Source organism: Microlunatus soli (genome assembly GCF_900105385.1).
In the GTDB taxonomy this organism is placed as follows: Bacteria; Actinomycetota; Actinomycetes; order Propionibacteriales; family Propionibacteriaceae; genus Microlunatus; species Microlunatus soli.
On sequence record NZ_LT629772.1, the window covers coordinates 4,501,591 to 4,523,726 of the forward strand.

20 protein-coding genes are annotated in these 22,136 nt (G+C 67.4%); 8 read left to right on the forward strand and 12 right to left on the reverse strand.

From position 1 onward, the window contains the following. Window positions 1-20: 20 nt before the first annotated feature. The 3 genes from BLU38_RS20540 to BLU38_RS20550 all read left to right on the forward strand — a co-directional run bounded on the left by BLU38_RS20540 (window position 21) and on the right by BLU38_RS20550 (window position 2,172). A complete protein-coding gene (locus tag BLU38_RS20540) occupies window positions 21-740 on the forward strand; it encodes an SDR family oxidoreductase (protein WP_091527286.1) in 720 nt (239 codons plus the stop codon). A 76-nt stretch (window positions 741-816) separates the two neighbouring features. Further along, window positions 817-1,269: a MarR family winged helix-turn-helix transcriptional regulator gene (locus BLU38_RS20545; RefSeq protein WP_091527287.1), complete on the forward strand. Its 453-nt coding sequence runs from the start codon at window positions 817-819 to the stop codon at window positions 1,267-1,269. Between the two features lie 33 nt (window positions 1,270-1,302). Beyond that, window positions 1,303-2,172 (forward strand): RDD family protein, encoded by an 870-nt coding sequence (locus BLU38_RS20550; RefSeq protein ID WP_091527288.1) that lies wholly within the window; start codon window positions 1,303-1,305, stop codon window positions 2,170-2,172. On the opposite strand, the gene BLU38_RS20555 is transcribed toward BLU38_RS20550, so the two are convergent. Then, window positions 2,165-2,911: a hypothetical protein gene (locus BLU38_RS20555; RefSeq protein ID WP_091527289.1), complete on the reverse strand. Its 747-nt coding sequence runs from the start codon at window positions 2,909-2,911 to the stop codon at window positions 2,165-2,167. The genes BLU38_RS20550 and BLU38_RS20555 overlap by 8 nt on opposite strands. 85 nt (window positions 2,912-2,996) lie before the next feature. On the opposite strand from BLU38_RS20555, the gene BLU38_RS20560 reads away from it, so the two are divergent. Next, on the forward strand, window positions 2,997-3,389 hold the full coding sequence (locus BLU38_RS20560) for an MmcQ/YjbR family DNA-binding protein (protein ID WP_091527290.1): 393 nt from the start codon (window positions 2,997-2,999) through the stop codon (window positions 3,387-3,389). An 18-nt stretch (window positions 3,390-3,407) separates the two neighbouring features. Here the strand turns inward: BLU38_RS20560 and BLU38_RS20565 are convergent, their stop codons facing one another. Then, entirely contained in the window at window positions 3,408-3,977 is a 570-nt protein-coding gene (locus tag BLU38_RS20565; protein WP_456238061.1) for an isochorismatase family protein, read from the reverse strand. A 21-nt stretch (window positions 3,978-3,998) separates the two neighbouring features. Next, window positions 3,999-5,339 carry a nicotinate phosphoribosyltransferase gene (locus BLU38_RS20570; protein ID WP_091527292.1) on the reverse strand — a complete coding sequence of 447 codons (1,341 nt, stop codon included), beginning with the start codon at window positions 5,337-5,339 and terminating at the stop codon, window positions 3,999-4,001. A 263-nt stretch (window positions 5,340-5,602) separates the two neighbouring features. On the opposite strand from BLU38_RS20570, the gene clpS reads away from it, so the two are divergent. From clpS to BLU38_RS20590, 4 genes are read left to right on the forward strand one after another with little or no spacing between them, the layout of a single operon-like run. Continuing rightward, window positions 5,603-5,920, forward strand: a complete 318-nt coding sequence (gene clpS / locus BLU38_RS20575) for an ATP-dependent Clp protease adapter ClpS (RefSeq protein WP_172836192.1) — start codon at window positions 5,603-5,605, stop codon at window positions 5,918-5,920. 19 nt (window positions 5,921-5,939) lie between these two features. After that, complete coding sequence (locus tag BLU38_RS20580; RefSeq protein ID WP_091527294.1) at window positions 5,940-6,515, forward strand: DUF2017 domain-containing protein; 576 nt, start codon at window positions 5,940-5,942, stop codon at window positions 6,513-6,515. A gap of 2 nt (window positions 6,516-6,517) precedes the next feature. Next, window positions 6,518-7,267, forward strand: a complete 750-nt coding sequence (locus tag BLU38_RS20585; RefSeq protein WP_091527295.1) for a phosphotransferase — start codon at window positions 6,518-6,520, stop codon at window positions 7,265-7,267. Next, window positions 7,258-8,193, forward strand: coding sequence for a GNAT family N-acetyltransferase (locus BLU38_RS20590; RefSeq protein ID WP_091527296.1), 936 nt, complete (start codon window positions 7,258-7,260; stop codon window positions 8,191-8,193). Before BLU38_RS20585 ends, BLU38_RS20590 begins: the two co-directional genes overlap by 10 nt. Window positions 8,194-8,198: 5 nt before the next feature. On the opposite strand, the gene BLU38_RS20595 is transcribed toward BLU38_RS20590, so the two are convergent. From BLU38_RS20595 to BLU38_RS20635, 9 genes are all read right to left on the reverse strand, one after another. Further along, window positions 8,199-8,969 (reverse strand): sulfotransferase family protein, encoded by a 771-nt coding sequence (locus BLU38_RS20595; RefSeq protein WP_157683590.1) that lies wholly within the window; start codon window positions 8,967-8,969, stop codon window positions 8,199-8,201. 143 nt (window positions 8,970-9,112) lie between these two features. Continuing rightward, window positions 9,113-10,801, reverse strand: coding sequence for a hypothetical protein (locus BLU38_RS20600; protein ID WP_091527298.1), 1,689 nt, complete (start codon window positions 10,799-10,801; stop codon window positions 9,113-9,115). 137 nt (window positions 10,802-10,938) lie between these two features. Further along, the gene (locus tag BLU38_RS20605) at window positions 10,939-11,859 is read right to left on the reverse strand and encodes a carbohydrate ABC transporter permease (RefSeq protein WP_231919958.1); all 921 of its coding nucleotides are present in this window, start codon (window positions 11,857-11,859) and stop codon (window positions 10,939-10,941) included. Window positions 11,860-11,861: 2 nt separating this feature from the next. After that, entirely contained in the window at window positions 11,862-12,824 is a 963-nt protein-coding gene (locus tag BLU38_RS20610) for a carbohydrate ABC transporter permease (protein ID WP_091527299.1), read from the reverse strand. A 10-nt stretch (window positions 12,825-12,834) separates the two neighbouring features. Next, window positions 12,835-14,232 carry an ABC transporter substrate-binding protein gene (locus BLU38_RS20615; RefSeq protein ID WP_157683591.1) on the reverse strand — a complete coding sequence of 466 codons (1,398 nt, stop codon included), beginning with the start codon at window positions 14,230-14,232 and terminating at the stop codon, window positions 12,835-12,837. Window positions 14,233-14,476: 244 nt separating this feature from the next. After that, entirely contained in the window at window positions 14,477-17,278 is a 2,802-nt protein-coding gene (locus tag BLU38_RS20620) for an alkaline phosphatase family protein (RefSeq protein ID WP_091527301.1), read from the reverse strand. A gap of 4 nt (window positions 17,279-17,282) precedes the next feature. After that, a complete protein-coding gene (locus tag BLU38_RS20625) occupies window positions 17,283-18,668 on the reverse strand; it encodes an ABC transporter permease (RefSeq protein ID WP_091527302.1) in 1,386 nt (461 codons plus the stop codon). Then, window positions 18,665-19,600, reverse strand: coding sequence for an ABC transporter ATP-binding protein (locus BLU38_RS20630; protein ID WP_091527303.1), 936 nt, complete (start codon window positions 19,598-19,600; stop codon window positions 18,665-18,667). The genes BLU38_RS20625 and BLU38_RS20630 overlap by 4 nt, the downstream gene beginning before the upstream one ends. 235 nt (window positions 19,601-19,835) lie before the next feature. Then, on the reverse strand, window positions 19,836-22,097 hold the full coding sequence (locus BLU38_RS20635) for an alpha-L-rhamnosidase (protein ID WP_091527304.1): 2,262 nt from the start codon (window positions 22,095-22,097) through the stop codon (window positions 19,836-19,838). Window positions 22,098-22,136: the final 39 nt, after the last annotated feature.

A 22,136-nucleotide genomic window follows, 5' to 3' on the forward strand; every position in this document is an offset into this window, starting at 1 on the left:
CGGGTTGTAGGAGGCGCGGCGTGGCGACTGACTTTTCCGACCAGGTGATCGCGGTCACCGGTGCAGCAGGAGGTATCGGGCAGGCGATCTGCCGACGGCTGGCCGACGACGGAGCGACCGTCTACGCCTTGGACACCCATGCCGGCGTTCACGGCATCCCGGTCGAGATCGACGTGACCTCCGCGGAGTCGCTGGGCGCGGCCCGGGATCGAGTGTTGGCCGAGGCAGGGAAGGTCGACGGAGTCGTCGCTGCGGCCGGCATCGTCGAGGACGACGTCGCCGCAGAACAGATGTCGGCCGGTCAGTTCCGCGCCGTGATCGAGGTCAATCTCGTCGGCGTGTTTCTGACCTGCCAGGCCTTCGGGCAGCCGATGCTGCGGGCCGGCAGCGGCAGTGTCGTCGCGATCTCCTCGATGAGCGGCAACCACGTGGTCAACACGCCGCAGGACCAATGTGCCTACAACGCGTCCAAGGCCGGAGTCAGCGCGCTGGTCCGATCCCTGGCCGCGGAGTGGGGGCCACGCGGGGTCCGGGTGAACGCGATCGCGCCGGGTTATGTCGACACCCCGTTGCTGGCGGCCAAGAAGCACCAGTTCGCCCAATGGCTTCAGGCCACTCCGGCCGGTCGGATGGCGCGACCGGAGGAGGTGGCCGCCACCGCTGCCTTCCTGCTCGGCGACGAATCTGCGTTCTACTGCGGCAGTGAACTGCTGATGGACGGCGGCTACAGCCTGCGCTGACCGCTTCTCGGTCGCCCCCGTCAGGAGCCTGACATGAGGGCTGTGTAACCTCCTGATCGATGCGGTGAGGAGGGGCATGGCAGAGCGATCGAACGATGCAGGCGACGACGCGCAGGATCACATCGCCTACCAGACGCGGCGGTTGCAGCAGGTGTTGCGGCGAACCGGCGACGCGGCGCTGCAGACCACCGGGCTGACCCTGGCGCAGTACACCGTGCTGCAGGCCATCGCCCGGACACCGGACGTGTCCTCGGCCCAGATCGCGCGGGACTGCAACGTCAGCCGGCAGTCGCTGCAGGAGTTGATGCGGGTGCTCCGCAGCAGCGGCTACGTCCGGGTGGTCGAGCAATCGGGCAAGGGCCGCGCGCTGCCGATCAGGATCACCCCGGAGGGGCGCAAGGTGCTGCGGAAGGCCGACCGTGCGGTGGGCCGGGTCGAGGATCGGATGATCGCCGGAATCAGCGAGGCCGAGGTGGCCCGAGTAGTGGAGTTGCTGCGCCGCTGCGCGCGCAACGTCGAAGCCATCTGACGTCGGTCGGCGGTCCCGACTACCCTGGACACCGTGAGTGACATTCCGATCGGTTCCCCGCCCGCTCCTCCGGGTCGGCATGCCGCGCCCCGCGGCTGGTATCCGGATCCGGTCGACGGCTCTCGGGAACGCTACTGGGACGGCTGGGGTTGGTCCCGCAATACGCGTGAGGTGGCGGCGAACGGGCCGGCAGGCGCCGGCCCCACCGGCGCACCCGGCTTCCAGCCGCACGGCTTCCAGCAGCAACAGGGGTATCAGCAGCAGGGTTACCAGCAACAGGGTTACCAGCAACAGGGTTACCAGCAGGGCCAGCCGCAGCCGTTGCCGTCCTATCCCGGTGCGGCAGCGCAGGCTGTCGCTGGTCCGCAGACCGCCGACGGCGTACCGCTGGCGGGTTGGGGCTGGCGGTTCCTGTCCGGATTGATCGATCTGATCATCGTCTCGATCGTCGGCTCGATCCTCGCTCTGCCGGTGTCTCTGCAGTCGTTGCCGGCGATCTCGCGATACTTCAGCCAGGCGGTCGCCGATGCCGAGGCCGGCCGGATGACACCGACACTGACCGCGCAGGAGTTGTTCAGCACCAACCAACAGATCCTGATGAGCGCGATCACGGTCGTCGTGGGGCTGTTGTACTTCGTTCTGCTGTGGCGGTTTCGGGGCGCGACGCTGGGACAGTCGATCTGCGGGCTGCGGGTGGTACCGGACGGTCAGGGGCGCAACACCGAACGGTTGCCCTGGCCGCAGGCGGTCATCCGGGCGTTGGTCTGGAGTGTCCCGTTCACTGCCGGGACGGCGATGCTGTTGCTGTTCGGAGCGCTCAATTCGCTGTTCCCGCTGTGGAACGCCAAGCGTCAGGCGATCCATGACATCGCCGCCAAGACCCAGCTGATCAAGATCAGGTGAGGATGCCCCAGCGGGTCAGCTGATCCAGCAGGGCAGCGGGGTCGGGGACCCGGACGGCGGTCAGTCGGCGCCGGACCCGGCCGATCCGTTGATCATCCCAGCCGGCAATCTCACCGGCAGCGGCCGGAGCATCGTTCCCGGCCAGCAGGACCCGGGCGTCGGCCGGGTCGGCGCCGTCGATGATCGCGTCCAGGGCGATGATCAGCCCGACCAGGCGGACCGGATCGTCGAGTGCCACGGCGCACGCCAGGTCGGCCTCGACGAAGGTGCTGAGTTGAGCAGCCAGGTCGCCGTCGGCGGATGGATCGGTCGCCGACAGCAGACCCTGCAGTTCCTCGGACTCCGCCTCGGCGACGGCGTCGTCATAACCCGTGCAGCGGAAGGGGATCGCGACCCGGATCACGATCTCGGGATCGAGTTCCCGGGCGGCGGCCGCGATCCGGGCGATGTTGCCCACCGGATCCTGGGGATCACGGACCACGTTGTCGACGCCGGCGATCCGCAACCGCTGCGGATGCCGCCCGGCCACGGCGACCAGTCCGCCCGCCCCGCCGGTGTTGATCACCGTCACCGGCAGTTCGGCGGACGCGGCGCGGTCCAGAGCCATCAGTTCCTGATCGGGCACCAGCAGCGCCCCGAGCAAGGCACCGTGCGGGCCGGATCGCAGCTCCTGAATCTCGGACACGGTGGTCACCGGCTGAGCCGACGCCGGGTCGATCAATCCGCTGAAGAGCCTCATCCTCAGCAGGGTAGTCCAGCGGTCCGTCGGCCTGGCCTGTGGTAGATCTGAGTGATCGGCGGACGACGACGATCAGGAGCGCGAGATGGCGGACTGGACCCAGGCCGATGCCGACCGCGAGTTGGCGAAGGTCCGGCGTGCTTGCCGGGATCTCCCCGAGATGACCGAACGGCCCAGCCACGGCGGCCCCGGATTCTTCGTCCGGGACAAGAAACTGTTCGTGATGTTCCTCGATGATCATCACGGCGACGGCCGGCTGGCGATCTGGTGCGCCGCGCCCGAGGGTGTCCAGCAGGAGATGATCGACACCGAGCCCGAACGCTTCTTCCGGCCGCCCTATGTCGGCCATCGTGGCTGGCTCGGGGTGCACCTGCGCGAGGTCGATCAGGGCGAGCTGGACCGGATCGCCGAAGAGGCCTACCGGAGCGTCGCGCCGAAGGCCCTGATCAAGCAGTTGGACGCGGCAACGCCGAGCTGAGCGGACAGCAGTCCCGGATCACAGCTCGCCTTCGGTGGCCACCCCGGCCTCGGCCAGCTCGGCATAGGTCTGTTCGATCCGTTCCGGAGCCACGGCGGCGGTGAGATCCAGCCGTACGGTGGTGGTGAAGCCCGCCTTCACGGCATCCAGGGCGGTGGCCCGGACGCAATGGTCGGTGGCGATGCCGACCACGTCGCAGCTGTCGACCCGATGATCGGCAAGCCAAGCCTGCAACGTTTTCCCGTCCTTGTCCCGACCCTCGAAGCCGGAGTAGGCGGCCTCGTACTCTCCCTTGTCGAAGACCGAGCCGAAGTCGGAAAAGGTCAGTTGATCATGAAACTCGACACCGTCGGTGCCGACCACGCAGTGCGGCGGCCAGCTGTCGACGAAGTCGGGATGGTCGGAGAAGTGGGATCCGGGGTCGATGTGATGATCACGGGTGGCGACCACCACGTCGTAGCCGTGATCACCGTCGAGCAGTTGGCTGATCCGGGCCGCCGTGGCGGCTCCGCCGGTGACGGCCAGTGAACCGCCCTCGCAGAAGTCCTTCTGGACGTCGACGACGATCAAAGCATGGGTCATGATCAACTTCCTCTCGAGGTCCTGTGCTCAGACGAAGACGGTCTCCAACACCGGTTCGCCGCGCGACATCTTCGATGCCGCCAACGGCAGCTCGGCGAAGGCCTTGCGATGGCGTTCCCGGGCAGCGGCCAGCGGTTCCCGACCGACGATCTCACCGTCGGTGACCAACGGGACCAGCAGATCGCGGCCGGACTCGACGGTGGGTTCCTTGTCGATCCCGATCACCTCCGCGTCGGCGACGCCGCGTGAATCGTAGCTGCGGACGGCATACTTGCGGCCGCCGATCGTCGCCTTGGACGCGCTCTTCTTGGCGACGTGGATCATCGGCGCATCCGGTTCGTCGGAGGTGGCTCGGGCGACCATCTTGTAGACGAATCCGCAGGTCGGATGCCCGGATCCGGTGACCAACGCGGTGCCGACGCCGTAGCCGTCGACCGGGGCACCGGAGAGCGCCGCGATCTGCCACTCGTCCAGGTCGCTGGTCACGATGATCTTGGTGTGGATCGCGCCCAGCGAGTCCAGCAGGCTGCGGACGTGCTTGGCCTGGACCGGAAGGTCGCCGGAGTCCAGCCGGACCGATCCGATCTTGCCGCCGGTCAGCTCGACCGCGGTCCGGACCGCCTCGTCGACGTCGTAGGTGTCGACCAACAGGGTGGTGTCCTCGCCGAGCGCGGCGATCTGCGCGGTGAAGGCATCGCGTTCGTTGTCGTGCAGCAGCGTGAAGGCGTGTGCCGCGGTGCCGATGGTCGGCACCCCGTAGCGTCGGCCGGCCTCCAACGAGGACGTGCCGTCGAAGCCGGCGATGTAGGCGGCCCGAGCGGCGGCGACCGCGGACAGCTCCTGGGTCCGCCGCGCACCCATCTCCAGGCAGGGTCGACCGTCGGCCACCGCGGTCATCCGGGAGGCTGCCGACGCGATCGCCGAATCGTGGTTGTAGATGCTGAGCAGCACCGTCTCCAGCAGCACGGCCTCGGCGAAGGTGCTCTCGACGACCATCAACGGTGAGCCGGGGAAGAACATCTCGCCCTCGGCGTACCCCCAGATCTGGCCGCTGAAGCGGAAGTCGGCGAGCCAGTCGGCGGTCTGCTGATCGACGATCCCGCGGTCCAGCAGGAACTGCCGGCTCTCGTCGTCGAACCGGAAGTGCGACAGCGCCCGCAGCGCGCGCCCGACACCGGCGACCACGCCGTAGCGGCGGCCGTCGGGCAACTTGCGCGGGAAGAGTTCGAAAACGCAGCGTCGGTCGGCCGTCCCGGACTGGAACGCCGCCCGCAGCATGGTGAGCTCGTAGTGGTCGGTCAGCAGTGCCGTGGTGGGCACCTCGCTGGGGCCCCAGGGCTCGCCGACCGTCGTCGCCGGGTCGGCCATCGCCGGATTCGCAGTCACACCGCAGAGCTTAGGGCGTGTCTCCTTATTCGTGCGGGGCTGCGCGGCACGCGGTCGGCACCTCGCCGTGGCCGGACTCGGTCGACATATCCCGATATGCCTCCCTCGCCGGCGACGCCGAGGCACTCGACCGCGCACCTGCTCGCTCCAACCCGAGTAAGGAGACACACCCTAGGACGTCACCAGGGCGCTCCTCGGGTGCGGCTGTTTCCGTCGCGGGATCCCGGTTTGTCACAATGGGCTGCATGCCCACAACCTCCGATCCCATTCTGGCGCCCGCGGCTGGAACCGCGATCGAGGAGCGCCCGATCGAGGACTCGTACGACGACTCGCCGTGGGCAACGATCGTCTGGGACGACCCGGTGAACCTGATGTCCTACGTCGCCCACGTGTTCGCCACCTACTTCCACTACTCCAAGTCCAAGGCACACCGACTGATGATGGCGGTACACACCGAGGGCAAGGCGATCGTCGCCACCGGGAGCAAGGAAGAGATGGAACGCGACGTCACCGCGATGCACGAGTACGGTCTGTGGGCAACGCTGGACCGAGCCGATTCCTGAACCGGGACCCCGAGGACTGATGCACAGATTCAAGAAGCGTGGCGGCGTGATCAGCACCGATCTGACCGCCGACGAGGTCCAGCTGCTGGAGTCCCTGGTCCGTGAGCTGATCGGACTGCTCGACACCGGCACAGCCGACTCCGCACCGACCGACACCGTCGCCGAGGACGATCCGTTCGCCGCCTGGGCTGCGGAGCTGGCCGACGACGGTCCGGTGGAGCCGCCCACCGACCCGGTGCTGCAACGGCTGCTGCCCGACGCCTATCCCAACGATCCCAAGGCATCGGCGGAGTTCCGTCGCTTCACCGATCGCAACCTACGGCAGAAGAAGGCGACCGACGCCGAGGTGGTGCTGAGACACCTCGCAGCGACCGACGGCGGACGGGACCAGCTGCGGATCCCCGCCGAGGAGGCCGGTTCCTGGCTGCGGACGCTGACCAGCATCCGGCTCGCGGTCGCCGGCCGGCTGGGGATCAACGACAACGACGACGCCGAGGCGTTGGCTGCCGTCCCCGACGACGATCCGCGAGCCTTCCTGATCAGCGTCTACGACTGGCTCGGATTCGCTCAGGAGACTCTGGTCCTGGCGCTCTGATCATGAGTGCCGAGCGGGCGATCCGGATCGTCGGCAACGTCGTGCGGCGACCCGCCAAACCCTGGACCGCGACGGTCCAGTCGTTGCTCGGCCATCTGCATGCGTGCGGGCTGCCGGTTCCCGAGCCGCTCGGCTACGACACGACCTATGAGTACGTCGGTCTGGTGGAGGGCGACGCGGGCGTCGATGCCTGGCCGCATCAGGTGGGCTTGGACGGCGTGCGATCGGCCGGGCAGCTGCTGCGCCGGATCCATGACGCGACCGTGGACTGGCGGCCGCCGCCGGCGGCGGAGTGGTCGGTGCCGTACGGTCCGGGCCCGGTGATCTGTCACGGAGACCCGCAGCCGGCCAACCTGGCCTGGCGGGACGGGCGGGCCGTCGGAATCTTCGACTGGGATGCGGCCCGGCCCGGGGACCGGAAGAACGATCTCGCCTACGCCCTGATCTGGTTGGCCCCGTTCACCGCCGACTCGGACGAACTGAAACGACGTGGATTCACGGCGGCACCGGACCGCCGGGCACGGATCGCGGCGCTGCTGGACGGATACGGCTGGAGCGAACCGTTCGACGTCGTCGACGCGGCCGTCCGGCGGCACCAGCAGGCGATCGACGAGGTCGTCCGGCTCGGCGAACGCGGCCATCAGCCGCACGCCGGCTGGGTTGCCGACGGCTGGCCGGCTCGCTGGCGCGCCGGGCTGGACGCGATGCGCGCGCTCGGTGACGAGATCGAGGACGATGAGCCATGCAGCTGACCACCGATCGTCTTGACCTGGTGCCGCTCGACCCGGACCGGGACGCCGAAAGCCTGTTCGCGATGTACTCCGACCCCGAGTACGACCGATACGGCCCGAACGAACCGACCGCCGATGTCGCCGCGACCCGCCGGCGGCTGGCCGAGATGCTGCGTGCCAACGGCGGCTGGACCTGGGTACTGCGGCTGCGGCCGCGGACCGAGGCGCTCGGGACCATCGGGATCTTCGCTGATCAGGGAACGACGATCCGAGGGTTGAGTTGGGGCTTGCGGCGTGATCACTGGGGACGTGGTCTGATGGGTGAGGCCGCGCCGGTCGTGATTGATCATCTGCTCGCACAGCCGGGCATCGACGGGGTGGAGGCCTGGATCGACACCCGGAACACCCGGTCGATCGGTGTCGCTCGCAGAGCACGGCTGGCGGAGCGAGCGACGCTGGCCCGGGTCTATCCCGATCACACCGCCCAGCAGGTCGTGATGGCTCGAGCAGCCGAGCCCGGCGACTGCGATGTCCTCGCCGCCCGACCGAACCTGCCGGTCCGCGACGTTCGGCAGACCGGCAGGCTGCTGACCAGGGTCCTCGGGCTGACCGTCCTGTTCGAGTACGGCGACCCTCCGACCTTCGCGCGGCTGGGCGTGGCTCCGTGGACCGGCTCCGCCGGAGTCGACCTCAGTGCTGCCGACGGCGTGATTGCCTGCGCGACGGTCTCCTTCGACATCGGCATCCCGACGGACGTGATGTATCGGCGAGCCGCCGAGTCGGGCGTGACGATCGATATGCAGCCGGTGGATCAGCCGTGGGGGACCCGGGAGTTCGTGTTCAGCCTGCCCGAGGGGCATCGGGTCCGGATCATCGGTCCGGTCCGCCCGGCAGGTGATGCTGCAGCGCACTCCTCGGTGGTGGTGAACGTCCTCCCGACCGGATGAGGCCGTCAGAGGTCGATGAAGAGCCAGCTGTCCCGCGGGTAGTTCCACGCCTCGAAGTCGGCCTCATACAGGGTGTGCACGATGTCGGCCAGTTCCCGGCGATAAGCCGCGGCCAGCGGGGAGTAGGGCGTCGGGTTGAGGACCTCACGCGCCCGCTGCCGGACGTCATCCGGTGCGCCGAGGCGGGTGAGGATCGCGGTGAAGTCGTCCTGGAAGGACTCGAACCGGCCGATCACGTCGTAACGGATGCAATCCTGCTGGAGTACGGCGGTCTGGGCCGCAAGATGGCCGTCGGTGATGATGCGTGGGTCGTCGGAAGCGGCGACGAGCCGTACGAAGTCGTCGAAGGTGACCATGCCGGCCCGCCGACTGTCGCGGGCCGGATAGTCGAACGCCTCCCTGATCTCGCCACGGAGCCAGTCGTACTGCTGCTCCCAGGTGTTGCCGATCTTGGATTTGTACGCCGAATAGAGCCGGGCATAGGGATTGCGGACGAAAGCGAACCGCAGCCAGTCCGGCGACATGATCATCTCGACGTTGTCGGCGACGGTGAAGTCCGCAAGTCGTGGCCCCTCGTCGTGGATGTGCTCCGACGGTGGTAACCCGTCGAACTCGCGGAGCACCGTCTTGGTCGTCGTACAGGCCACCTTCGGGATCGGCACGCAGACCCAGCGGTGTGCGACCGACACCCTTGAGTGATAGCCCCAGGTCTGGTAGCCGTCGGTCGCACGGCGCTGGGTGATCAGCTGCGCGAGCCGGTCCTGTTCGGTGATCATGGCACCGTCGATGATGCCCAGCAGGTCGCTGCACGGCAACTGCTTTGCGACGTGTCCGGTTGCAGCCCGGACGGTCCGTCATGACGGCGCCGGTCCGTTCTCCGAAGAGTGCGAACCAGTGGCGAGCGGCGGAGCCGGAGCGATCAGGTGGCGTCGGGTGTGGGCGCGCTGGTGTGCCAGATGTGTTGGGCGAAGCTGCCACGTCCGAGGTCGTAGCTGCCGGTCGCGTTGACCAGAAACACTCTGCCTTCCGGCGCCCGGAACACCAACGTTCCGGGCTCGGGTCGTCGCCGTTTCCACAGTCCGTGGGTGATCACGTTGTGTTCCCGGCGGCCGGCGGGGGAGAGGTTGTCCTCCCGGGTTTGAGCCGGGACGCCTTCGACGAACGGGATGTTGTGGTCAAGATCAAGGTGACGCCCGACGGCTCCGGAGTAGGGGAACATGCTGCCGGGGTGTTTGAGGAACAGGCGTTCTCGCATCTCCCGCGGGATCTCGTAGGAATCCACCGGTGTCAGGTCGACCGTGAGGTCGATGACGGGTTTGAGGGTGATGTTGCAGTGGCCGAGCCAGTCGGCGACCAGGCTGCTGATCATGGGGCCGATGTCTTCGATCCGGGTGACGCCGAGTCCGGTGTCGAGGGTTTCTTTGGCGATGTGGACGTAGAGGGTGGCGTTGGGTCGGAACGTGGCCGGGTTGATCTTGCCGATCGCGCGGATCGCGAGCTCGGCCAGCCTGCGGTCTTGATCAACGCGGGGGAAGCGGCCGGTTGCGCCGTCGTCCAGGGGATCCGGTGGCGGTTCGTCCTGGGAGTCGTGATCATCGGGTTGCGGCTCACGCGCCCTGTCGTGATCATGCGGCTGTTGGCCCGGTGCGGGCGTCGCGGTGTCGGCGGGCTGGTCCTGGTCGACATCCTCGCCGAGCGCCGATGATGCGGACGCGTGCGGCCCGGCCGTCCACGTGTCGGCGTCGTTCGTCGGTTTCGGGAAGAGGGAGTCGTCGTCGGGGTCGGGATCGAAGAGCGTGGGTTCGGTGTCTTCGGCGATCATCCGGACCGCGTCGAGGGGGTTGGCCAGGACGTCGATGGCGGCGGCCATCCGTTCGTTCTTGGTGCCGGTGTGGCCGCGGCGGGTGAGGATGTCGGCGATCCTGGTGACTTGGGCGTAGAACCGGATCCCCGCTGGTGAGTCGGTGAGGATGTAGATGCCTTTGATGCCGTGTTCGTTGCTCTGATTGATGAAGACGCCGACCTCCTTGCAGGCTTCCTCGGCGAGCTTCTTCACGTTCTCGGCGTCGACCCGGATGATCGTGGCTTCGAGTTGGGCAAGGAGTTTGTTCCAGGACCAGTGTCCGACCATCGGCGCGATCGACCGATCAATCTCCAACGCCTGCTCCAGGGTCAGGTGCCGAGTTTGGCGGGCGATGGTCTGACAATCCAGGGCGTCGACCTCGTTCCTGCAAAGGCGTTGCCACAGGCAGGGCAGGCGGTGGCGGAGGTCGAGGGCGTCGGCGATGATCCGTTCGGCAGAGCCGGTGGATTTGTGCAGGGTGGCGGCGAGGTCGGTGACGCAGAATCGGCTGAGTTCGGGGGTGCCGTCGCCGCCGGGTCGGATCGGGCGGTCGCCGCCGGGGATCGCTAACTGGTGGGCGGCGATGCTGTCGGCGGGGAAGCGGTCGGCCCAGGTTGCTGCCACGCAGAGCCTGGCGTTGGTGGTGGCGCGGACGAGCCAGTCGATGGCGGTGACGTGGTGCAGGAGTTGGTCGGTGGCCAGGCAGGACGGATCGATGCCCGCCGTCGTCTGGGCTGTGTGCATCAGCCCGCTGCCATCGATCATGTGATCAACACTAGGCAGGGGGTCTGACAGTTTGTGCCGGTCGAGATCCCAAGCCAGTAACGGTTATCCACAGATTTTGGGTCGAGTTCGCACGGCGGGTTGACCGCGCTTCGACAAGCTCATGGCGCTTGGGTGGGTCAGCCCTTGACGCCGGTCAGGGTGATGCCTTGGATGAACATCCGCTGCGCGAAGAAGAACAGGATGATGATCGGGATCACGGTGATCGTTGCGGCGGCCATCAGGGGTCCGAAGTCGGTGGCGAACTGGCCCTTGAAGTAGCTCAAGCCCAAGGACAGCGTGTAGAGCTTGGGATCGGAGAGGTAGATCAGCGGGCCGAGCAGGTCGTTCCAGGAGATCAGGAACTGGAAGAGCCCGATCGCCACCAGCGCCGGCTTGACCAGCGGCAGGATGATCCGGACGAAGATCGACCACTCACCGGCGCCGTCGATCCGGGCACTCTCGCTCAGCTCCTGCGGGATCGTCATCAGGAACTGCCGCATCAGGAAGATGTAGACCGGGACGCCGAGCCAACTCGGCAGGATCAGCGGCACCCAGGTGTTGGTCAGATGCAGTGCGCGATAGATCTCGAAGGTCGGGAACATCGTCACGAAGGCCGGGATCATCATCGTGGACAGGATCATCCCGAACAACACATTGCGCCCCCGCCAGGGGATCCGGGCCAGGCCGTAGCCGACCATCGCAGAGCTGAAGACGGTGCCGCAGACCGACAGCAGACAGACGATGAACGTGTTGATCATGAAACGGAAGATCGGGAACACGGTGAAGGCCTGGACGAAGTTGTCGAAGGTCATCGTGTCGGGGAACCAGATCGTCGGTACGGCGTTCAACACCTCGGGCGTCTTGAACGCGCCGGTGATCATCCAGAACAGCGGGATCAGGAAGATCACCGACAACCCGATCAGCACGGCGTGCTTGGCCATCGCGGCGAGCAGCCGGGGCATCAGCGGTCGGCGTCGTTGTGGCGGCCGCCGCGTCGCAGCCGCGGCCTGGCGGTCAGATTCGGCAGCGGGTGCCGCCACGGTATCGGTGCTGGTCATGATCAACGACCCCCGTAGTAGACGCGACGTCCGAATATCCAGAACACCAAGAGCGCAGAGACGCCGCAGAGGATGAACAGCACCCAGGCGATGGCGCTGGCGTAGCCGATCTTGAAGAAGGCGAAGGCGTTCATGTAGAGGTACAGTCCGGCGACCAAGGTCGAGTTGGCGGGTGTACCCAACCCGTCGGTCAGCACGAACACCTCGGTGAAGTACTGGAAGCCCGCGATCAGTCCGGTCACCAGTGCGAACAGCAGGTGTGGCGACAGGAATGGCAGCGTCACGTTGCGGAAGCGGCTGAATACGCCGGCGCCGTCGATCTTGGCCTGTTCGTGCAACTCCTCGGGTACGTCCTGGACGCCGGCGAGCAGGATCACCATCAGGTTGCCGGCACCCCAGACCGAGATGATGATCAAGGCCGGCTTGGACCACAACGGGTCACTCAGCCAACCAGGACCGGCGATGCCGAACTTGGCCAGCAGACTGTTCATCGCGCCGTACTGCGGGTTGAGGACGAAGGACCAGACCACCGCCGTGGCCACCAGCGGCACGATGCTGGGGATGTAGAAGAACACCCGATACATGCCGCGACCGCGGACCTTCATGTTCAGCAGCAGCGCCAGCCCGAACGCGACCGCGATCCCCAACGGGACGGCGCCGATCATGATGAAGGCGGTGTTGCCCAGTGCTGTCCAGAAGGTGTCATCGGTGAGCAGATCACGATAGTTCTGCAGGCCGATCCATCGGCCGCGGGTCAAGGCGCTGGCCGAGGTGAAGCTGTTCTGCAGCGATCGCAGCACCGGGTAGGCGGTCAGGAACAGCAGCCCGACGATCGCCGGTGAGCAGAAGATCAGGCCCCACTTGAGATTCTGTCGTCGGACGGCGGATCCACGTCGGCGCTGTCGGCCGGCGGATGCAGGCGTACGGTCACCGGCCGATGCCGGGCGCGCGGCTGTCGTGGTCATGATCGTCTCCTCACCCGACCCGCTTCATTCGGGTGGTCTCACGTTCGGTGAGCTGCTTGATCTCGCGCAGCGCATCCAGCGGCTTCTGCTGTCCGTAGACGACCTTGGACATCTTCTCCTCGAACTGCTGACTGTAGAAGTTCGCCGCGAGCACGTTCGGGCGGGCGTTCGTCATCCGCATCAGCGTCTTGTAGAAGACACCCATCACCGGATCTGCGGCGATCTTCCGGTTCACCGGCGCCGGGCTGTAGGCCGGCGGGAAGCCGATGTTCTTCCAGGCCGCCGCGGTTCCCGCGTCCTCGGTGCCCATCCACTTGATGAACTCCCAGGCCGCCTCCTTCTGCGGAGCGTTCTTGGGGATGAAGAAGGACCAGCCACCGAGCCAGGCGCCCTCACCCGGCCGTTCGGCGCCCGGCGGTTGATAGGGCAGCAGCGTCGAACCGAACTCCAGCTTGGGATTGAGTTGCTTGATCTGCGCGACGTTGGCCGAGACCAGTCCCGACATCCCCAGATTGCCGGTGACGAACGGATGGGCAGCAAGCGACGGTGGCGAGATCGACAACGCACCGGCCCAGCCGATCCGCTTGGCCCGGGATGCGATCCATTCCAAGGCCTTGACCGCATACTCGTTGTCCGGTGTGACCTGATCGGTGCCGGGTTCGGCGAGCCGGCCGCCGAAGGCGTAGGTCCAGGTCAGCATCGAGTTGTTACCCCCGTACTGATCCCACGGGACGATCCCGATCTTGAGCACCCGGCCCCCCTTGATCTTGGTGATCTTGTTGTCGTACTCGGTGACCTCCTCGATGGTGGTCGGCGGCTTGTCCGGGTCGAGACCGGCATCCTCGAAGAGCTGTTTGTTCCAGTAGAAGGGGAAGTTGGCGTCGGCGTCCCACGGGACATGCCAGATGCCGTCGCGGTACTGCATCCCCTTCTGGGCGCTGGGCAGGAAGCCACCGAGGTCGATTCCGTCCCGTTCGAAGTACGGCGCCAGATCGGTCATGATGCCGAGCCGGGTCCACATCGGCGCCACGTCAGCGGCGCACAGGCCGATGTCGGGCGACTCGTCGCCGGCGATCGCGGTGAACAGCCGCTGCCGGGTCGACGGATTCTCCGGGGCGAACACGACCCGAACGCCGATGTCGGGATGACTCTGTTCGAAGTCCGTTGCACACTTCACGATGCCGCTGCCTGCGGCGTCGCCCCAGATGTTGAAGATCGAGATCGTGAACTTCCGGCCCGGCGCGGCGTCCTTGCTCGGGCTGGTCTTCATACCGTCGGCGCCCTGGGACACCACCTGGCAGCCGGTCGACCCGAGGGCCAGCGCGGCCGTACCGGCGGCTCCGGCGCCGAGCAGGGCACGGCGGGAGACGCGACCTGTCCGGTCGGTGGCATGAAGGGACCTCGTCATCGGCTGCTCCCGGGCACACATCGTCGTGATTGGGTCGTGGCCCTGCAGCGTTCGGGCAGCCTCCCGGGCTGCCGACGTCGCATCCCCCGAGGCGGCGTTGAATCGATTTAATCAGGTCCCGGAGGAGAACGGGAGGGTTGAATCTGGTCGGCAGCGATGGTATCTGCGGGCAGCGAAACGGCCCGCCGGAAACGTCCGGCGGGCCGTTCGATCGGTCAGCGAGCTGCTGATCAGTGCCTCAGGATCAGCCGTCTGCGTCAACACCCGGGATGGAACCACCCGGGACGTCCTCGGGGGCGTAGATCTCGGAGTCACCCGGGTACGGCTTCTTCCAGCTGTGGGTCTGGTACCAGGTGTAGCGGTTCAGCTGCTCGGGGTGGGCGTAGTCGGGGACCGCGCCGTTACCGGTGAGATGCTGCTTGTTGCTCCACGTCTCCCACTTCTTGGCCACCGTCTTCTGATCGGCCGGGACGGCGGTCCGCTTGGCCGACTCCTCGGTGACCTTCTTGGCTGCCGCGCCCTTCTTGCCGAGGGTGTCCACACCGCAGGACGGCGGGGTCACCACGCCCTCGGTCAGCGGGATCTGGTTGGGCACGGCGTCGAACGGCGTCGTGTCGGCCTTGCTGGTGAACGCGTTGTACATCGGGGTGGCCGCGGCGACCTTCTGGTTCAGCGGCTGCGCACCGAGGATCTGCTCGATGGTCCGCACCATGGTGATCTGGGACTCGAATCCGCTGATCACCTTGCCGTGCTGCGCCCACGGACTGATCACTTGGAACGGTGCCCGATGCCCGTCGACGTGGTCGGCACCGTTCTGGCTGTCATCCTCGACGACGAAGATCGCGGAGTCCTTCCAGTACTTGCTGTGCGAGATCTCGTCGACGATCTTGCCCACCGCCAGGTCGCCGTCGGCCACCTGCGCGCGCGGACCGGCGGTGCCGCCGGTGTGGTCGCTGGACAGCCACATCATGTTCAGGCTGGCCGGCCCCTTCTCCTCGAACTCCTGCTTCCAGATCTGGTAGCGGTAGATGTCGGGGATGGCGGTGTCGAACTGGGGCGCGTCGTGATTGGAGATCTCGTTCAGCGACGGGATCGGCGACTGGTCGTTGACCCGGATCGCGGGATCGGTCAGCTGGGCCGGGTCGCCGCCGTTGTCGACGCCGGTGGCGGCGCAGTAGTACTGCTGCCAGGTCGCTCCGGCCGGCTTGTTCAGGAACGGCATGAACTCGCCGAAGTTGCGGGCGGTGCCGCCGGCGTCCTGTACCGCGGTCCACAGGAAGCCCGAACGCTGATGGCCGAGCACGTCGTTCTCGGTGTCGTAGCTGCGGATGTACTCACCGGCGTCGGACTCGGTGTATTCGGGGTTGTCGCCCTGCATCACCCAGTTGTGACCTTCGGCGGAGTTGGTGCCGACGTCGTAGAAGTTGTCGTACAGGCCGAACTGCTTGGCCAGCGCATGCTGATTGGGGGTGACGTTCTCGCCGAACTGGGCCAGGGTGGGGTCGCCGTTGCCGCGGCTGTCGTCGCCGTAGATCTGGTCGTAGGTCCGGTTTTCCTTGACCAGCAGGAAAACGTGCTTGATCGTCGACGGGTCGCCGATCCGCTTCGGCACCGGAACGGCCTTGGCCTTGCTGCCCGATGCCTTCTCCACATCGGTGTCGGTCCAACCGTTCTGGGTGAACACCGTCTGGGTGGCGGCGGCGATCTCCTGATCATTGGGCAAGGTGAATCGGGTCAGCGAAGCGGTCGTGCTGTGGGTGCCGTGACCGGTCGCCACCACGGTGCCGGGCCCGCCGTTGAAGGTGAGTTCGGGTCCGCGGGCATCGATGCCGCGGGTGTTGGTGACCACGATCTTGCCGTCGGACTGGGCGATGTCGGACGGGTAGTAGTCGGTCGGCAGCAGGCCGATGTAGTTGACCGGTTCCTGCGGGTCGTCGTGATACTGGTAGACCGCGACGGCGTTGGCCCGGCCGAGGGTGACGAGCAGGTGCCCGTCGTCGGTCAGGGTGACGCTGTTGGGTGCGTAGCCGACATCGGAGGACGGCCAGGGCTTGGTCTCGATCGTCTGCACCACATGTCCCTTGGTGGTGTCGATCACCGAGACGCTGTCGTCGAAGGTGTTGGTGACGAACAGTGTGTTCTTGCCGGCGTACAAGGCGGTGGGGTGCAGCCCGACGTTGATCGAGCCGACCGAATCGGATGCGCTCGCCGGGTCGATCACGCTCACCGTTCCGGTGGTCGAGGTGCCCTTGTGCGGGTCGGCCGGCACCTGGGTGCCGTAGGACTCGATGGTGCTCTCACCGGAGCGGGCCAGCCGGCCGCCTTCGTTGCTGACGTAGAGCTTGTCGCCGACGAAGGCCACCGAACGCGGCGCGATACCGACCTTCCAGGTGCGGGTGATGGCACCGGACGACGGGTCGATCGCGGCGACGGTGTTCTGGCCGTTGACCGGGACGTAGAGGGTTGATCCGTCGGGGGAGTAGGCCGACTTGCCCGGCAGTGCCGAGTGTCCGTCGACGACCGGGATCGCGACGGTGGTCATGGCGCCGAGCGAACCGTCGGAGTTGACCGCGAACCGGGTCAGACCGTCCTTCTGCGGCAGCCACAGGAACTTGCCGTCCGGTGACCAGGTCGGTCCCTCCTGGCCGACGGTGCCGTCGGCCAGTTTGGTGTTCACGCCGGTGGCGGAGCCGACCGTCCAGATCAGCCGGTAGGTCTTCAGATCGAAGATCTGCAGCACCATCTTCTTGTCCGTGGCGGTAGCGGCCAGGAACCGGCCGTCGGGGCTGGTCGCCGACCCCATGAACTTGCCGAACTTGGTGACCAGGCGATCGCCGAGCGGCTTGATCACCTGATCGCCCGACACCTGGAGTCCGGCCTTGTACTCGGTGCCGACCTGGTGCTTGCCGAACGCGTCGGTGTTGGCGTAGGCCGCACCTCCGCTGACCAGGCACACCGCCGCGATCCCGGCGATCGCGATCCGCGTCGACCGGCCGCGCCCGATCAGGCGGCCGGCTTTGGATCGGCGTTGGCGTCTTACTTGCATGGCATCAGTCCTTCTGCGAGGGGGTGAGCAGATCGACGGAGCCGTCGAACTGCCAAAGAGGGTTCGGAGCGCTCCCGTAGGGGGCTCTGACCTGGAAGAATCCGTTGATCTCGGTCGGTCCGTCACCGTCGGCGACGTACCGTCCGTCGGCCGTGACGTCGAGTTGGTAGATGGCCTGACCCACCGCGCTGGTGTCGGGCAGGTGCCAGGACACGACGCAGCGCCAATCGCTGCCCGGGCCCTCGTCGGTCACCATCGAACCGCCCTTGTCACAAGCGGCGGTTGTCTGCATCTGTTCGGGCGTGACGGCCGGCCGGCCCATCTCCCGCGACTGCAGCACGTACAGGTGGCTGTAGGACGTCGCCAGCGACTGCTGGACCTTGATCTTGTCGATGCCGGAGCCGGTCGCCGGCGTGGCGATCGCGATCACCGATACCGACAGCCCGGCGACCACGGCCAGCGGCAGCAGCCCGCCGATCAGGAACCGGCGACCGGAGCCGTCGTTGGCCAGATCGGTGAAGTCGCGACGGACGAAGATCCGGTACGCCGCCGCCGTCGCGACAACAGCCCAGATCAGGGCCACCACGACTCCCACCAGCAACGGACCGGTCTGCGCCGGATGGGTGAACAGTCCGTGCCAGGCGACGAACGCCTGGCTGGGCAGGGCGAGCCGGACCACGAGTGGCAGCGGCAGCAGTTGGATGACGGCCAGCCCGACAGCGAGGACGGCGGGCAGCAGCAGCCCGGTCGGTGACCGGCCGAGCACCACCGAGCCGAGCAGGCCGACGGCGGCGAAGGCCGCGGTCGGTGCCAGCACACAGAGCCAGGCGAGCAGGTAGCGGCCCGCGACGTCGGCACCGACGAACGGGCTGCCGTCGAGGCCGGCGAGCGGCCGGTTCCCGACGGAGATCAGGCCGCCGATCAGGCCGGAGACCGCCAGCCCGACGACCAAGGTCAGGATCACTGTCGCACTCGCCGACGCCTTGGCCACGAAGATCCGAGCCGGTGATCGGACCGAGACCAGCAGATGCCGCCAGGTGCCGAGTCGATCTTCGACGGCGAACACGTCACCGGCGACCAGCGAGATCAGCAACGGCAGCGCCCACAGGCAGGCGAAGGCCAGCACCACCAGCGCGCCGGACCAGCCGGTGGAGTTCATCAGCCGTCCGAAGACGGTGTCGGACGGTAGCGTGCTCTGCCGACTGACCACGGCGACGAACGCGGCCGGCGCGATCCAACAGGCGACCAGCAGGATCCGGACCCGCCACTGGGACAGCAACTTGATCAACTCGAAGCGATAGGTCTGCGGCAACGACGCCGGCTGCACCGCTGGGCGCGGTCGGGCGTCGGAGGCTGTGACGCTGTCGGGCCGGGCGACGGCGGCAGTCATCGGGTCTCCTTGTCGGTGAGCGCGAGGAACGCGGCCTCCAGCGGAGCGACCACCGGTGCCAGTTCACGGACGGCGACGCCGGCACCGACCAGAGCGATGATCAACTCGTCCAGCGCCGGAACCGGCCCGCGGACGAGCAGCGTGTCCGGGTCGGGCCGAAGATGTTGATCATCGGCGGCCAGCACCGTGAGCCCGGCGATCCGTTCGGCGATCCGCCGGGCGTTGTCCGGGTGGGAGGTACGGAGCCGGTAGTCCAACTCGCCGCTCTCCGCGGCCAGCTTGGCGACCGGGCCGGTGAACACCAGTCGGCCGGTGTCCAGGATGGTCACCTCGTGACAGAGCGCAGCAAGATCATCCATCCGGTGGCTGGACAGCACCACGGCGGTGCCGGTCGAGGCCAGCGAGGTGAGCACCCGGTGGACGTCGCGGGTGCCGGCCGGGTCGAGGCCGTTGGCCGGTTCGTCGAGCACCAGCAGCCGTGGCCGGGTGAGCAGCGCGGCGGCCAGGCCCAGTCGCTGCCGCATCCCGAGGGAGAAGCCGCGGATCCGGTCGTCGGCGACATCGCTCAGCCCGACCCGTTCCAGGGTGGTGTCGATCTCGTCGCTGCCGGAGCCGCGCAGCTTGGCCAGCGCCGACAGGTTCTGCCGTGGCGTCAGTGAGGGGTACAGGCCCGGGCCGTCGACGAAGCCGGCCACGCCGTCCGGCACCAGCAGGCTGCGACCCACCGGTGTGCCGAGGATCTCCAACTCACCGCCGTCGGCGACGGCGAGTCCGAGCAGCAGGCCGAGCAGTGTCGTCTTGCCGGCGCCGTTGGGTCCGACGAGGCCGTGGATCTGGCCCGCTGCGATGTCCAGATCGATGCCGTCCAGGGCGACGATGTCGCCGAACGATTTGCTGATCCCGCGGGCACGAACGGCCGGGGTCTGATCCATGTGCTCCCCTGAGGTTAATTTCCTCCAGGAAGTTATGGCTCCGGGTTGAATTCGGCGGTGGCGAATGGGGAACAGCCGGCAAACAGCACGCGAGAGTATGGGGACGCTATGCAACCGATGGCGGGAGCCAGTTTCCAGGCCGCAACACCCCGCCGACCCGTCAGTTCCTCCCCGACACGCCCGGCATGTCGGGGAGGAACTGACGGGTCAGCGGCGTTGGGGGCTGGTGCCGGAGTCAGGGCAACGTCGAACGGAACTCCGCGTGGCCCGCTCCGACAGTCAACGTGGCGTCGGCGGATTCGGTCGCCGAACCGGCGGTGACCGTCACGTCCCGACCGGGTACGGACACGGCGGCCGTGCAGCCCGGCGGCACGTCGACGGACAGGTCGAAGGTGTCACCGTCGCGCCGCCAGTCGACCGCCGCCCGACCTCGTACGGTGTCGATCCCGTAGGCCGCGTGCGACAGGCCGCCGACCGGTTGCGGTCGGACCGTCATGGTCTGCCAGCCATGATCACCACAGCGCAGCCCGGCGACATCCTCGAACAGCCACTGCACAACGGTGCCGTGGAAGTAGTGATCACGCGACCGGGCGGTGGTCTCCCACATCTCCCACATCGTGTCCGCGCCCTCGGCGAACCAGTAGCCCCAGCTGGGATAGCTGGTCTGCCGTGCCACCCGGACGGCGAGCTCGCCGTGGCCGTGTTCGGTCAGCGCCCGGAGCACCAGGTTGGCGCCGATGCAGCCGACATGCAGATGATCATCGCGGTCCTCGATGTCGGCGACCAGGTTGGCCACCACGGCAGCCTCCTGATCGGCCGGCACCAGGCCGAGGGCGAGCGGCACCGCATTGGAGGTCTGGCTGTAGACCGGCCCGACCTCATATCGTCCGCGGTCCCGGTCGAGATACCGGGCGTTCATCGCCTCGGCCAGCGACGCCGCCGCCTGCAGCAGCCGCTGTTGATCATCGCCTTCGCCGATCACCCCGGCCAGTTCGGCGGTGTCCCGCAGGGCCCTGATCAACAACGACGACGCCGTCACGCCCGAGTCGTCGGGCCCCAGACCGTTGGTGCCGGGCTGCAGATAGTCACCGAGCGCCGACACCGCGCAGCCGTCGACCAGCTTGCTCAACTCCCAGTCCAGGTAGCGCAGCACCGAGGGCCAATGATCGACGACCAACTCACGATCGCCGTAGCGGCGGTACACCTCGCGGAGCAGGTGCGGGTAGACCGTCGTCCACTCCGGCGACGGCGCGAGATCGGTGAATCCCCATCCTGCGGACGGCACGATCACCGGCAGCCAGCCGTCGGGCCGCTGTGCGTCCCGCAGGTCGCCGAGCCATTTGATCAGGAAACCACGGAGATCGAACAGGCTCATCATGCTGACCGCACCGACCTGGGCGTCCCCGGTCCACCCGTTCTTCTCATACATCGGTGTGTCGGTGGGGATGTGGTGCAGGTTGTTCTCGATCGTCCGCGCCATCGCGTCGACGAAGGTCTCGAACAGTGGGACATCGGAGGAGAAGTTCCCGACCCGGGTGACGTCGTTGTGTGCCGCGTAGCCGATCAGGGTCTCGTCGGTCGGCGGATGACTGAGCCCGTCGAGCTGGACGTACCGGTAGCCCTTGTAGCTGAACAACGGCTCCCACTGCTGGTCGGCCGTTCCGTCCCCGATGTAGCTGTCCACCTGGAACCGATCGCCGGTGACGTGCTCGTTGACCGGGGCGCAGCGACCGTCGTCGGTCAGCTTCTCGGCGTAGCTGATCCTGACCTCGGCGCCGGCCCGCTGGGCAGAGCGCAGCCCGACCCAACCGGCGATGGTCCGGCCGAAGTCGGCGACCCAGGACTCGCCGACCTGCTGCCAGGTCGGCTTGCCCTGCCAGGTCACCCGGATCGGTTCGTGATCGGTCGGCTGCAATCGGCCGCGCGGAGCCTCGGCACCGACCACCGGCACCGGATCGGGGATCGCCAGCGTCGCGTCGTAGGACTCGCCGGCGTAGTAGCAGTCGTAGCCGATCCGGCTGCGGGTGGCGGTCCAGTCCCGGTCGGTGCCGACGATCACGGTCCGACCATCGGTGTAGTGCACCTCCAGCTCGGCGATCGCCCGCAACTCGCCGGTCCACGGCGCCCGGTGCCAGTGCCAGACGTTCTCGGTCGGCAACGCGAAGAAGCCCCGGCCGAGCATGATCGACAATTCGTGGTCACCGGCGGTCAGCCGGCTGGTCACATCGGAGCTGACGTACAGCACCCGATGATCGAAGTCGGTGAACGGAGGATCCAGTCGGTGATCGTTGACCGGCTCGCCGTCGAGCGTGACGTGCTGCAGGCCCAGTCCACAGACCGTCAACGTCGCTTGCTGTACGTCGCCGTCGACGGCGATCGCCCGGGTCAGGATCGGTGCCCGGAAACGGTCGGCCCGGTTCGTCGGGGTGGGGGCTGCGATCCATTCGGCCTGCTGCGGGAAGGCGGCTGCGGCGTCATCGCCGTACGGTGAAGTCACCGAGGCGACGCTACCGGTCTCACAGTGCGAGCGGCGGGC

Bases quoted from the DNA above. Each gene is read 5' to 3' on its own strand.
- BLU38_RS20580 (WP_091527294.1), top strand. From the start codon at position 5,940: ATGCACAGATTCAAGAAGCGTGGCGGCGTGATCAGCACCGATCTGACC.
- BLU38_RS20605 (WP_231919958.1), bottom strand. From the start codon at position 11,859: ATGACCAGCACCGATACCGTGGCGGCACCCGCTGCCGAATCTGACCGC.
- BLU38_RS20590 (WP_091527296.1), top strand. From the start codon at position 7,258: ATGCAGCTGACCACCGATCGTCTTGACCTGGTGCCGCTCGACCCGGAC.
- BLU38_RS20585 (WP_091527295.1), top strand. From the start codon at position 6,518: ATGAGTGCCGAGCGGGCGATCCGGATCGTCGGCAACGTCGTGCGGCGA.
- BLU38_RS20615 (WP_157683591.1), bottom strand. From the start codon at position 14,232: ATGACGAGGTCCCTTCATGCCACCGACCGGACAGGTCGCGTCTCCCGC.
- BLU38_RS20545 (WP_091527287.1), top strand. From the start codon at position 817: ATGGCAGAGCGATCGAACGATGCAGGCGACGACGCGCAGGATCACATC.
- BLU38_RS20560 (WP_091527290.1), top strand. From the start codon at position 2,997: ATGGCGGACTGGACCCAGGCCGATGCCGACCGCGAGTTGGCGAAGGTC.
- BLU38_RS20620 (WP_091527301.1), bottom strand. From the start codon at position 17,278: ATGCAAGTAAGACGCCAACGCCGATCCAAAGCCGGCCGCCTGATCGGG.
- BLU38_RS20600 (WP_091527298.1), bottom strand. From the start codon at position 10,801: ATGATCGATGGCAGCGGGCTGATGCACACAGCCCAGACGACGGCGGGC.
- clpS (WP_172836192.1), top strand. From the start codon at position 5,603: ATGCCCACAACCTCCGATCCCATTCTGGCGCCCGCGGCTGGAACCGCG.
- BLU38_RS20555 (WP_091527289.1), bottom strand. From the start codon at position 2,911: ATGAGGCTCTTCAGCGGATTGATCGACCCGGCGTCGGCTCAGCCGGTG.
- BLU38_RS20595 (WP_157683590.1), bottom strand. From the start codon at position 8,969: ATGATCACCGAACAGGACCGGCTCGCGCAGCTGATCACCCAGCGCCGT.
- BLU38_RS20630 (WP_091527303.1), bottom strand. From the start codon at position 19,600: ATGGATCAGACCCCGGCCGTTCGTGCCCGCGGGATCAGCAAATCGTTC.
- BLU38_RS20625 (WP_091527302.1), bottom strand. From the start codon at position 18,668: ATGACTGCCGCCGTCGCCCGGCCCGACAGCGTCACAGCCTCCGACGCC.
- BLU38_RS20610 (WP_091527299.1), bottom strand. From the start codon at position 12,824: ATGACCACGACAGCCGCGCGCCCGGCATCGGCCGGTGACCGTACGCCT.
- BLU38_RS20570 (WP_091527292.1), bottom strand. From the start codon at position 5,339: ATGGCCGACCCGGCGACGACGGTCGGCGAGCCCTGGGGCCCCAGCGAG.